At 65.4% G+C, this 12302-nt stretch carries 13 protein-coding genes; 10 read left to right on the top strand and 3 right to left on the bottom strand.

Annotation, left to right across the window (positions count from 1 at the left end):
• Nucleotides 1-26 precede the first annotated feature (26 nt).
• Nucleotides 27-1292, bottom strand: coding sequence for a DUF4142 domain-containing protein (locus tag ELS24_RS31290; RefSeq protein WP_240669526.1), 1266 nt, complete (start codon nt 1290-1292; stop codon nt 27-29).
• 98 nt (nt 1293-1390) lie between these two features.
• A complete protein-coding gene (locus tag ELS24_RS15090; RefSeq protein WP_050444771.1) occupies nt 1391-2122 on the bottom strand; it encodes a GntR family transcriptional regulator in 732 nt (243 codons plus the stop codon).
• Between the two features lie 215 nt (nt 2123-2337).
• Between ELS24_RS15090 and ELS24_RS15085 the strand changes: the two genes are divergently transcribed.
• From ELS24_RS15085 to ELS24_RS15040, 10 genes are all read left to right on the top strand, one after another.
• Complete coding sequence (locus tag ELS24_RS15085; RefSeq protein ID WP_127184604.1) at nt 2338-3204, top strand: fumarylacetoacetate hydrolase family protein; 867 nt, start codon at nt 2338-2340, stop codon at nt 3202-3204.
• On the top strand, nt 3197-4195 hold the full coding sequence (locus ELS24_RS15080; protein ID WP_127184603.1) for an ornithine cyclodeaminase family protein: 999 nt from the start codon (nt 3197-3199) through the stop codon (nt 4193-4195). The genes ELS24_RS15085 and ELS24_RS15080 overlap by 8 nt, the downstream gene beginning before the upstream one ends.
• Before the next feature lie 78 nt (nt 4196-4273).
• Nucleotides 4274-5374, top strand: a complete 1101-nt coding sequence (locus ELS24_RS15075; protein ID WP_127184602.1) for a cupin domain-containing protein — start codon at nt 4274-4276, stop codon at nt 5372-5374.
• 41 nt (nt 5375-5415) lie between these two features.
• A complete protein-coding gene (locus ELS24_RS15070) occupies nt 5416-5907 on the top strand; it encodes an aromatic-ring-hydroxylating dioxygenase subunit beta (RefSeq protein ID WP_050444775.1) in 492 nt (163 codons plus the stop codon).
• 20 nt (nt 5908-5927) lie between these two features.
• Complete coding sequence (locus tag ELS24_RS15065) at nt 5928-7196, top strand: aromatic ring-hydroxylating dioxygenase subunit alpha (RefSeq protein WP_050444776.1); 1269 nt, start codon at nt 5928-5930, stop codon at nt 7194-7196.
• A 2-nt stretch (nt 7197-7198) separates the two neighbouring features.
• The gene (locus ELS24_RS15060; RefSeq protein ID WP_127184601.1) at nt 7199-7519 is read left to right on the top strand and encodes a non-heme iron oxygenase ferredoxin subunit; all 321 of its coding nucleotides are present in this window, start codon (nt 7199-7201) and stop codon (nt 7517-7519) included.
• Entirely contained in the window at nt 7516-8745 is a 1230-nt protein-coding gene (locus tag ELS24_RS15055) for an NAD(P)/FAD-dependent oxidoreductase (protein WP_127184600.1), read from the top strand. The genes ELS24_RS15060 and ELS24_RS15055 overlap by 4 nt, the downstream gene beginning before the upstream one ends.
• 17 nt (nt 8746-8762) lie before the next feature.
• Nucleotides 8763-9239 carry a nuclear transport factor 2 family protein gene (locus ELS24_RS15050; RefSeq protein ID WP_127184599.1) on the top strand — a complete coding sequence of 159 codons (477 nt, stop codon included), beginning with the start codon at nt 8763-8765 and terminating at the stop codon, nt 9237-9239.
• Nucleotides 9240-9289: 50 nt separating this feature from the next.
• Nucleotides 9290-10090, top strand: coding sequence for a 2-oxo-hept-4-ene-1,7-dioate hydratase (gene hpaH, locus ELS24_RS15045; protein WP_050444780.1), 801 nt, complete (start codon nt 9290-9292; stop codon nt 10088-10090).
• Nucleotides 10091-10225: 135 nt separating this feature from the next.
• Complete coding sequence (locus tag ELS24_RS15040) at nt 10226-11209, top strand: Bug family tripartite tricarboxylate transporter substrate binding protein (protein WP_127184598.1); 984 nt, start codon at nt 10226-10228, stop codon at nt 11207-11209.
• A 47-nt stretch (nt 11210-11256) separates the two neighbouring features.
• Here ELS24_RS15040 and ELS24_RS15035 read toward each other — a convergent pair whose 3' ends face one another.
• A complete protein-coding gene (locus ELS24_RS15035) occupies nt 11257-12198 on the bottom strand; it encodes a LysR family transcriptional regulator (RefSeq protein ID WP_050444782.1) in 942 nt (313 codons plus the stop codon).
• Between the last annotated feature and the right edge of the window lie 104 nt (nt 12199-12302).

Below are 12302 nucleotides of genomic sequence, written 5' to 3'. Positions count from 1 at the left end.
GGCCAGCCTTTGCTTGCCGCCAATGCTTACTTCGGCTTGGCGTTCTTTACGCTTTGCTCCAGCGTCTTGGCCATCTCCAAGTGCTGCCGCAGCTTGGGCAGCGTTTCCGTGGCGAACTGCTTCAACTCGGGGTCCTTGACCTCGTTTGACGCTTGCTCAAACAGCTTCACGGCATCTTCGTGGGCCGACACGCCCACGCCTTCGGCATAGGCCTCGTCAAACCCCTCATCGCGCAGGCCCAGCGTCTTCAGCTTGGCTTTCTGCATCAACGACGGTTCGGTGGGGGCTTCAACGCCCTTGCTCTTGGCCAGGCTCGCCAATCGTTGGCCGGCCTTGGTGTGGTCGTCGATCATCTGCTGCGCGAACTTCTTCACCTCGGCGTTCTGCGACTTTTCCAAGGCCATCTTGCTGCCTTCGATTTCCATATGTCCGGACTGCGCGGCATCTTCAATAAAGTCGCGGTCGTTGCTGTCCAGCTTGGACTCGGCCGCCATCTGGCCGGCGGGCGCGCCGGGGGCGGGCGTAGTGGGCGAAGCGGGTGCGCCCGTGGAAGGAGTTGTGGTCGGAGCGGTTTGTTGCGCCACGGCGAAATTGCCGGCGCCAAGCACGGACACCGAAAGCAGGGCGGCAGTCAGGGTGCGAGTTTTCATGTACGTCTCCCAAGAGTGGCGCGGTGCGCCGTTGATTACACATGGATAGCTTTGATCCACGCATACCCCAGCAATCCGCGTTCCTAGGAAGATGCCGCCGAGCTCAGCAGGGGTCGGGGTCCTTGTCTTCTTCCAACGTGGAATGGGCAGGGGGATATCTTCGTCGGCGCTGATGATGCTGAATTCGCCCGTGGATTCCAGGTACGCGCGTTTCACCTTAGCCAGGTTTCCCACGCCCTTGAGCCGCAGCTGTTCCATCAATTCGCCACGGCTGATGTGTTCGCTTCTCAAGCCTGACACGATGATGCGGCCATTACGTACCAGGCAGATGCGTTGCGGCTCCAGAAACCGCTGCAATGCGGGCACGTAATACACCACCCGGTCCAGGAGGAAGCTCCATCCCACGATGGTGGTGACCACGATGATGCCGTCGCCCATCGAATACGAGTCACCCGACATGGCATTGCCGCCCGCGTCGGCCACCAAGACCAGCACCAACAGGTCGGCGACTCCCAACGAACCCAGATCGCGCCTGCCCGCCAGGCGCAGCAGCGCGTACAGCACCCAGTACATGGTGGTGCCGCGGATGAACATCTCGGCAAATCCGGCCTGCAACGCAAAAATTTCGGCAATGTCGGGCATCTTGGCAACCTTGGAAGGTGCCGCCAACGTGCGGCGTCAGCCAGCACGCAGCAACCGCCGTGCCCGGGCGGTTTTGGACCCGTTCGGCCGTCTTATTGCTAAGCGCTGTGGTCAGCCAACAGCGGTTGCGCCGACAGCTTTCCGCGCAGCGATTCCAGCAACACCCGCTTGTTTTCGCGGCTGCGGTAAGCGTGTTCGCGCATCAGGTTTTCCGCGCGCACCGCTTCACGCCGGGTGATGGCGCGCAGCAGGTCTTCGTGATCGGCCTGCGCGCGCAGCACAAAGGGTGTTTCCAGGAGAGAAGGGGTAGACGGCAGCGTCAGCGCGGCGGGCCCCGCCAGCGGGGTCTTGTTGTTGTGTTCCAGCGCGGACAGCAGCGCGCGGTTGCCCGCCGCTTCGCACAGAATTTCATGAAACCGGCGGTTGATCTGGCCCCAGGCACGCGCATCCACCGTGGTGTTCGGGTCGCGCCGCGCGGGCGCCAACAACGTGCGTCCTTCTTCCACGGCTTGCGACAGTTGTTCCAACACCTCGGGTGTGGCGCCGCGCTCGGCCAGCAGCCGCGCCGCCATGCCTTCCAGCACGCCGCGCACATCCACCGCATCGCCAATTTCATCCACCGTGAACGCCCGCACCCGGAACCCGCGCGACGGCAGGCGTTCCAGCAGGCCTTCCTTTTCCAGTTCGGTCAGCGCAATGCGCAGCGGCGTGCGCGACACGCCCAGGCGGGCCGAAAACTGCAGTTCCACGACCCGTTCCCCCGGTTGCAAAGCGCCCGAAAGCACCATGTCCCGAAGTTCGGAAATCACTTTATCGATCTGTGCGGCCATAGCAGGGCGTCGGCTGAAACGTGTCTGAAAGGGGCTCCAGTGTACCTAGAAAATTGCATGCAATCGGTCAATAAAAACACGAACGGGCCTTGCGATTGATCAAAATTGCATGCAATAATTCGGAAAAACAGCGGTCGGAAGGCAAATAAGCGCCCGAATGCATGCAACGGAATCACCAGATGCATGCTTTATGGCCGCAAGCACAGGAGACAGGAATGAAGCTGATCAGCTTCGTGGAAGCCGGGCGTAACGCCTGGGGCGTCGTGCGAGACAGCGACGTCGTGGTGTTGACCCACGTATGGCCCGACGTCATCGCCGGCCTGGAAGCGGGCGTGGACGAGATCGCCGGCGCGGCCCGCGCCGACGGCATGCCCTGTAGGCCCTTGGCCGGCCTGCAATGGCTGCCGCCCGTGCCAGCGCCGCGCAAGATCCTTTGCGTGGGCCTGAACTACGGTCGGCACGTGGCCGAGGCCGGCCGCGACCTGCCGGCGCACCCATCGCTGTTTGCGCGCTTTGCCGACAGCGTGGTGGGCCATCGCGAAGCCGTCTGGAAGCCGCGCGCGTCAGACCGTTTCGACTACGAAGGCGAACTGGCGGTGGTGATCGGCCGGGGCGGGCGCCACATTGCCGCGCAAGACGCACTGGCGCACGTGGCGGGCTACACCTGTATGGCCGAAAACTCGGTGCGCGACTTCCAAAAGCACAACGCGCAAGTCACGCCCGGCAAGAACTTCGAGCGCAGCGGCGCCATTGGCCCCTGGCTGGTCACCGCTGACGAAGTGGGCGCCCCCGCGCGCCTGCAGGTCATCTCGCGCCTGAATGGCGAGCTGATGCAGCAGGGCGACGTGTCCGACCTGATCTTTCCCATTCCCGAACTCATCGCCTACATCAGCGCGTTCACGCCGCTGTCGCCGGGCGACATCATCGCCACCGGCACCCCCGAAGGCGTGGGGTCCAGCCGCAAGCCGCCGCGCTTCATGGTGGCGGGCGACACGCTGGAAGTCGACATCCCCGGCATCGGCACGCTGGTCAATACGGTGGCGGACGAACCCGCCCGCCAACAAGGAGACGCGCATGGCTGAGGCGCTGCGGTATCTGACGGAACGGGACGTGGTCTCGGCACTGAACATCCAGCGCGCCATCGACGCGCTGCAAGACATGCTGGTGGCGCAGGCGCGCGAAGAAGCGCGCAACCTGCCCAAGACGCTGGCCACCTGGGGCGACGGCAGCTCAATGCATGCATTGGGTTCCGTGCAGACGGGGCCGGGCGGCTACGCGGGTTTCAAGACCTGGGTGCACACCAAGGCGGGCGGCGGGTCGCTGTTCAGCCTGTTTGATGGGGCAACGGGCACGCTGCGCGCCATTATCGAAGCGCGCGCGCTGGGCATGTTGCGCACGGCGGCGATCAGCGGCGTGGCCACGCGCACCCTGGCGCCGGCCGACGCCACCCGCGCGGCATTGATCGGCACGGGCCCGCAAGCCGTCACGCAACTGGCGGCGCTGGCGGCGGTGCGCCCCTTGCGCCAGGTGCGGGTCTACAGCCCCACGCCGGAAAAGCGCCATGCCTTCGTGGCCAGCGTGGCGGGCAAGTACGCCTTTGATATCCAGGCGTCTCCCAGCCTGGAACACGCGTTGGCCGACGCCGAGATCGTCACGCTGATCACGCGCGCCGTCGAACCCTTCGTGGACGCGGCCATGCTGGCCAACTGTCGGCACCTGAACGCCGTGGGCGCCATCCTGCCCGCCAAGGCGGAATTTGCGCAAGACGTGTTCAGCCTGGCCAGCCGCGTGGTGGTGGACGACCTGGAAAACGCCCGCAAGGGCTCGCGCGAATTGCGTGAACGCTATGGCGCCGATGGCGCGCCGTGGCAGGGCGTGTCGGTGCTGGGTCAACTGCTGGCGGCCGGCGAATCGCGCCCGGACGACGCCCGGCTGACGATCTTCAAGGGCATGGGCATGGGTCTGTCTGACCTGGCGATGGCGCGCGTGGTGTACGAGCACGCCCGCGACCACGGGCTGGGCGTGGCGCTGCCGCCGCAGACCCGCGAAAACCTGCTGCTGTCGCAGCCCTGAAGTCTGAAGCCAGATCACTGAGCCCAAACAACGTTCAACAAGACATTCGGCAAGCGCCGGAAGCAAGAGGAGACAAGCATGTTCGTCGACGTCAGCGGGGCCAGCCCCCGCGAACAAAACAAATGGCCGTCCATCGTGATCCCGAAAGAGGACATCGATCTGGAAATCGCGCGGCTGATTGACGCGCCCCGGCCCGACAACGGCCGCCGCGCCTCGCTCATCACCCACCCCGAGGCCACCGCGCCCGGGTTGGGCCTGGCGCCGGGCACCGACGTGACCATCAACGTGGTCAACCCCGGCGAACGCACCTACAACCTGCGCAAGAACTCCAACATGCTGGAGATCTGTATCAGCGGCGAGGGCGTGGCAACCGTAGCCGGCCGCGACATCCGCGTGGGCCATTGGGACGTCTGGAACACCCCCGCCATGCAGGTGCATTCGTACCGCAACGAAGGCAAGACGCCCTGGGTGCGCTTGTCGTATTCGAACGCGCCCTTGCTGGAAAAGCTGGAAATCCATTACGTGGAAGAGTTCGACGGCGACGTGCCGCCCGCCGACGCCAACACCAAGCCCGTGCCGCCGCGCGCGCCCGACGCCGCGCGTTCGCGCGACCTTGCGCTGCGCGAACAGATCACGCCCGAGGGCGCGTGGCTGATGGGCTATGAATGGCTGATCGACATTGACGTGCTGGAATCCAAGGCGCTGCATTGGCCCTGGCAGGCGGTGTCGCGCTACCTGCCCACCGTGGAAGACATGGCGCGCGGCTACAACGGCCGCCGCCTGTTCGTGCTGTACAACCCGGCCACCGAACGCCGCATCGGCACCACCCACAGCTTCTTCGCCACGATTTCGTCGTCGCCGCCGGACAACCACCACGTGCCGCACCGGCACAGCTCGTCGGCCATCAACTATTACCTGCGCGGCAACGGCTACAGCAAGGTCAACGGCGTGCGGCTGGACTGGAAGGCAGGCGACCTGATCCTGTCCGCGCCCGGCTGGGCCATGCATTCGCACCATTCCGGCACTGAAACCACGTCCGCGCTGACGGTGCAAGACCACCCGCTGCAAATCGCCATGGAATCGCTGATCTGGCAGGAGCGCATGCAGGAACCCATTCTGGCGCTGGGCAGCCAGAGCGGTTTTGAAAGCAACCGCGCGCAGTTGGCGGCCGCGTCCTGAAGCAAGCCGCGCCGATACCCGAAACGAACTCCGGACCCACCATGACCTTGACCGACCTGACCGACGCCCCGGCCCTGCGCGCGCAACTGCGCGACTTCTACGACGACTACGCCTTTTGCCTGGACGAGGGGCGGCTGGAAGAGTGGCCCGACTTCTTCACCGAAGACTGCCACTACCGCGTGCTGTCCCGCGAGAACCACGACGCCGGCCTGCCGCTGGGCCTGATCTATTGCATGAACAAGAACATGGTGCGCGACCGCGTGACCGCGCTGCGCGAAACCACCATGTTCGAACCGCGTTCGCTGCGCCACTTCATCAGCGGCGTGCGCGTGATGGAAGTGCAGGGCGACCACATCGTGTCGCAAGCCAACTTCGCCATCATGGAGTCGCTGTCCGACCGCGAGCCCAGCCTGAACATGGTGGGCCGCTATCTGGACGTGCTGCGTGTCACCCCCGACGGCCTGGCCATCAGCCGCCGCGACTGCGTGTACGACAACTACCGCGTGCGCACGTCGCTGATCGTGCCCATCTGAATCTGCTTGAAGGAAAAGCCATGACCTGTTCCGATTCCGCCGTGCTGGACACGCCCGCCACGGCCCCCATCCATCTTGAACGCCGCTGGCCCAAAGAGGGCTATACGCGCATCCCCAACTGGGTCTACACCGACCCCGCCATCTTCCAAAAGGAAATGGACGTGTTCTTCGCCGGCCAGACCTGGAACTACGTGGGCCTGGAATGCGAAGTGCCCGAAACCGGCAGCTACAAGCGCAACTGGATCGGCAACCGCCCGGTCATCATGGTGCGCACCGAAACCGGCGACGTGAACGTGCTGGAAAACCGCTGCGCGCATCGCGGCGCGCAGATCTGCTGGCAGAACACCGGCCGCGTCACCGACTTCACCTGCCCGTATCACCAATGGAATTACGACCTGCACGGCAACCTGCAAGGCGTGCCGTTTCGGCGCGGCGCCATGGGCAAGGGCGGCATGCCGCGCGATTTCGATCCCAAGCAGAACGGCATCCGCAAGCTGCGCAGCGTGAACCGGGGCGGCTCCATCTGGGCCACGTTTTCCGAAGAAGCGCCCAGCTTTGAAGACTATTGCGGCCCGGAAGTGCTGGCCGAAATTGATCACATGCTGCCGGGCAAGCCGCTCAAGCTGCTGGGCTACAGCCGCCAGTTGATCCCCAGCAACTGGAAGATGTACCTGGAAAACCTGAAGGACCCGTACCACGCCACCTTGCTGCACACCTTCTACATCACCTTCGGCCTGTGGCGCGCGGATTCGAAGTCGGAATGCATTCCCACGGGCGGCGGCGCGCACAGCGTGATGGTCTCGCACAACGAAGGCAAGAAGAAGACCGAGGCCACCACGGAAATGAGCCGCTTCCGTGACGACCTGGAATTGCTGGATCTGGAAACCGTGACCCCGCGCGCCGAGTTCAACCGGGGCCGCGTGGGTGGCGCCTGGGTCTTCCCGGCCGCGCAGTTCGGCATCCAGGCCAATTCCCTGAAAACCCGCCACGTCATTCCGCGCAGCCCCACCGAGCACGAACTGGTCTTTACCTATTACGGCTACGAGGACGACGACGAGGAAATGACCCGGCTGCGCTTGAAGCACGCCAACCTGCTGGGCCCGGCCGGCTTCGTGTCGATGGATGACAGCGAAATGCTGAACCAGGTGCAGATCGGCGTGACCGGCTACCCCGAGGCGCGCGGCATCGTGGAAATGGGCGGCCGCGACACCGAACCGGCCGACTACATGGTGACCGAAGTGCTGATCCGGTCGTTCTATGACTATTACCGCAAGGCGATGGGGTTGTAATCATGGACACCTGGAAACCCGTTGCGCTGGTGGCGGACATTTCACCCGACACCGGCACGCTGCGCGTCGTGCATGAAGGCGAGGCCGTCTGCCTGTACAAGCTGCCCGACGACATCTGCGCCACCCAGGACCGCTGCCCGCACGGCAACGCCAGCCTGGCCGATGGCTACCTGGAAGACGGCACCATCGAATGCCCCTTGCACCAGGGCGTTTTCGACATCCGCACCGGCAAGCCGCAATGCCCGCCGGTCACGACCGACCTGCGCCGCTACGAGGTGCGGGTCGAGGCCGACACCATCTACCTGAAGGCGGAAGCCGCGTGAACTCGGACGCGATCGTCATCGTGGGCGCGGGGCAGGCGGGCGGCTGGGCCGCCGCCACCCTGCGCGAACGCGGCTACGCCGGCCGCGTGGTGCTGCTGGGCGACGAGCCGCACGCGCCCTATGAACGCCCGCCCTTGAGCAAGGCCGTGCTGGGCGGCCACGCGCCCGCCGACAGCACCGAACTGTTTTCGGCCGAGCGGCTGGCGTCGTTGAACGTGACGTTTCATCCGGGCGTGGCGGCCACGCGCTTGCGATTGGCCGACAAGCAGGTGGACACGTCCGATGGTGCTGCAATCGCCTACGACAAGCTGATTTTGTGCATGGGCGGCCGGCCGGTCGTGCCGCCGCTGCCTGGCGTTGACCATGCCGGCGTGCATGTGCTGCGTACCCGCGACGACGCATTGCGCCTGCGCGCCCAGTTGGGTCCGGACAAGCATGTGCTGATTGTGGGCGGCGGCTGGATCGGGTTGGAAGTGGCCGCCACCGCGCGCCAGGCCGGCACCCGGGTCACCGTGCTGGAACAGGCCGACCGGCTGTGCGCCCGTAGCGTGCTACCCGGCGTATCCGCGCACCTGGCTGCCCTGCATGCGGCGGCGGGGGTGGAGCTAAGACTGGGCGCCAGCCTGCTTGCGGTCCATGCGCAAGAAGACGGGCGGCCCGTGGCCGAGCTGACCGACGGCACACGCATCGCGGCCCACGCCGTGGTGCTGGGCGTGGGCCTGCAAGCCAACGACACGCTGGCGCGCGAGGCGGGCATTGCCTGCCAGCGGGGCGTGCTGGTCGATGCGCACTGCCGCACTTCGGCGCCGGATGTGTATGCCGCGGGCGACGTCGCCGTGTCGGTGCATGCCGACGCGGGTGGCCCGGTGCGCCTGGAATCGTGGCAGAACGCGCAAGACCAGGGCACGGCGGCGGCGCTGTGCGCGCTGGGCGAGACGGCCCCGTATCTGCCCACGGGCGCGGTCTGGTCCGAGCAGTACGACGCCATGGTGCAGATCGTGGGCTTTCCCGCGCTGGCGGTCAGCGAAGTGCTGCGTCCGCAGGCGGATGCCCGTGCCTTGCTGTCGGTGGCGCTGGACGCCAGCGGCCGCGTCGTGGCCGGTGTGGCCGTCAACGCCGCGCGAGACTTGCGTCAACTGCGCAAATGGATCGCGCAACGCGCGGTGGTGGACCCGGCATTGCTAGAGCGGCCCGACGTGCCGCTGGCCAAGGCCCAAATCAATTAAGGAGGCACGACACAACCATGGAACATGCTTCAGAAGCCCTGTACGCCGACCAGACCAAGGCCGCTTGCGAAGCGGTGGTGCTGACGTTTTTTCATGCGCTGGACACCCGTCGCCACGACGCCGCCGCCGCCCTGATGGCGCCGGAGGGCGTCTGGATGCGCCAGGGCAAGCGGCTATGCGGCCCGCAAGAAGTGCTGGCCGCGCTGAACGCACGCGCGCCTGAACGCAGCACCTGCCATGTCATCACCAACCTGCGCCTGGAGGCGGTCGAGCAAGCGAGCGACCCTGCGGGCGACACGGAGCGCAGGCCAAACGGCAACCCATCTCGCGCCACGGTCGGCTATTTCCTGACCGCCTACGACAGCGTGCCGCACGAGCAGGGTGGGGCGCCCCGCCTGGTTTCCATCCGCGAATGCCGCGACGTGTTGGTCGCCACGCAAGACGGTTGGCGCCTGGCCGACAAAAGCAGCCGCCGCCATCTGCCGCCCGAGTGACCGGCAACGCCCACCGGAAACACAAAAAACTCACCCCCAAGGAGACATCAATGGACGCCACCACCATAAAAACACTGGCGCTACGGCTGGACGAGGCCGAGCAGCGCCGCACGCAGGTGCGGCAACTGTCGCTGGACCATCCCGACATCACCATCGCCGACGCCTACGCCATCCAGCGCGCCTGGGTCGCGCACAAGATTGCGTCGGGCCGCCGCCTGGTGGGCCATAAGATCGGGCTGACCTCGCGCGCCATGCAGTTGTCGTCACAGATCGATGAACCCGATTACGGCGCGCTGCTGGACGACATGCTGTTTGCCGACGGCGCCGAGATCCCGCGTGATCGCTTCATCGTGCCGCGCGTGGAAGTCGAGCTGGCCTTCATCCTGGACCGCCCGCTGCGCGGCCCCGGCGTGACGCTCTTTGACGTGCTGGACGCCGTGCGCTACGTGATTCCCGCGCTTGAAATCATCGATGCCCGCTCGCACCAGATCGACCCCGAGTCCAAACGCCCACGCAAGGTGTTCGACACCATTGCCGACAACGCCGCCAATGCCGGTGTGGTGATGGGTGGCCGCCCCGTGCGGGTGGGCGATATGGATCTGCGCTGGGTGGGCGCGATGATGTCGCGCAACGCCGTCATCGAAGAAACCGGCCTGGCGGCGGGCGTGCTGAACCACCCGGCGAACGGTGTCGTGTGGCTGGCCAACAAGCTGGCGGAACATGACGTGACCCTGGAAGCCGGCCAGATCATTCTTGGCGGCTCGTTCACCCGGCCCGTCTTTGCCCAGGCCGGCGACACCTTCCACGTGGACTACGGCCCACTGGGGTCGGTGAGCTGCCGCTTCGTCTGATTCTCCCAACCGCGACCCGAATCCCGAACCCTGACCTCGCACATCCACGACCCCCAACGCTCGCATAAAAAACACGCGCCCGATACACCTACAACCCAAGCGGGCGCGCGCACACTATCCCCACAGGAGACAAGCATGAAACTATCCAAGACCTTGATTTGCCTGGCCACTGCCGCCAGCGCCGCGCTGCCATCCGCTGCCGTGCTGGCGCAACAAGCCGACTGGCCCACCCACGCCATCACGCTGGTGGTGCCGTTTGCGGCGGGCGGTGGCGGCGATACGCTGGCGCGGCTGATGGCCGAGCCCCTGTCGCGCGAACTGGGCCAATCCATCATCGTGGAAAACCGCCCCGGCGCGGGCGGCAACATCGGCACGTCCATCGCGGCGCGCGCCAACCCGGACGGCTACACGCTGTCATACGGCACCAACGGCACGCAGGCCACCAACCACTGGCTGTATAAATCGCCCGGCTACAAACCCAGCGACTTCGAGCCGATTTCGCGGTTTACCGTCATTGCCGCGGCCCTGGTCGTGAACGGCACCGACGACCGCTTCAAGTCACTGGACCAACTGCTGACCTACGCCAAATCCCACCCCGGCGAACTGACCTGCGGCTCTGCCGGCAATGGCACGTCGTCGCATCTGGCCTGTGAATTGCTGAAGCAGATGGCGGGCATCCAGGTCATGCACATTCCGTACAAGGGCGGCGGCGCGGCCATGACCGACCTGTTGGGCGGACGCATCTCGTTCCTGATCGATGTCATGCCCAATGTGTCGGGCCAGATCGCCGCCGGCAAACTGCGCGCGCTGGCCGTCACCACGCCCGAGCGCGTGGCGTCCAACCCCGACATACCCACGATGAACGAAGCCGGCGTGAAGGGTTACGAGTTCTTCGCCTGGGACGGCCTGTACGCGCCGAAGGGCACCCCGCCCGCCGTGCTGGACAAGCTGAACGCCGCCGTCAACAAGGCTCTGCAACGGCCCGATGTAAAGAAGACGCTGGAATCGCGCGGCGCCATCCCGTCGCCCACCACGCGCCAGACCTTGAAGGACTTTGGCGCCGAGGAATACACCCGCCTGGGCAAGGTCGTGAAAACCGCGGGCGCGGCGATTGATTAAGAAGCGCCTGGCGGCGGACAGACGTGTGGGACCGGCCTCCGACGGCTTCAGTCCAACAGCCCATCGTCGTCATCCGCGAGTGACGACGCAAGCAATTGCACCCTGTCCGGCGCGGTCTCTTTAACAATGCGGACGAACAGGCGCGCGAATTCGCGCGCCTGTTCCGACGGCGCATAGCTGCTGGGCAGTAAAAACCCATAAGGAATGCTTAGCCGGGGTTCAAAGTCTCGCAGCACAATACCCGGCACATTGGCCGCCAGAATCGGATCCGCCAACGCAATCCCCACGCCCAACGCCGCCAACTGGCACGCGGACTGCCCCGATGACGTCTCCATCACCAAGCGCAAAGGCAAGCGGTATTTCTCCATCAAATCGTCGGTACGCTGCCGCAGCAGGGTAAACGGGCGCAGCGCAATAAAGGGTTCGTCCTTGATGTCTTCCGGCGTCAGCACGGCGTTGGCGGCCAGGCGATGGCCTTGCGGCATGGCGATCACCAGCCGCACGTCGGCGAAGGGGCGCGAGCGGATACCCGGAAAGTCGATGGGCAGCGCCGCCAGCCCCAGGTCGAATTGCTGTCCCGACATCCACAAGCCCACATCCACGCGCGAGCGCACTTCCAGCGATATCCGAACGCGCGGGTGGCTGCGCGAGAACTCCGCAATGGCGCGGGGCGTCACGCTATAGGCGAAGTAGGGCTGCGTCAGGATGCGCAACCAGGCGTCTTGCTGATTGCGGATGGAATCGGCAATGCGCGACACCTCATCAAAACCCGCCAGGATATGCCGGCTGCCTTCGTAGAAGCGCAGGCACTCCTGCGTGGGAATCAGGCCGCGTCCCTGGCGTAGGAACAGCGAAAAACCCACTTCCTCTTCCAGCGCCGATATCAGCCGGCTGATCTGCGGCTGGGTTCGGTGGACGCGGCGCGAGGCCTCGGTCACGCTTCCGGTTTCCAGGACGGCGCGCAGGGCTTGCAAACGGTTCAATCGCATAGGGAGAAACCCGAAAGAGAGGAGAACACACGCAGGGACGCCAACCCGGCCCGCCCGCGTCTTCCATAGGGCAGGCTGGCGACAAGGGTATAACCCATTACAAA

Origin of the sequence: Achromobacter spanius (assembly GCF_003994415.1) — a bacterium.
GTDB classification, from domain to species: domain Bacteria; phylum Pseudomonadota; class Gammaproteobacteria; order Burkholderiales; family Burkholderiaceae_B; genus Achromobacter; species Achromobacter spanius_C.
Note: the sequence above shows the minus strand (reverse complement) of the source record. Positions and strands in the feature narration are given on the sequence as shown.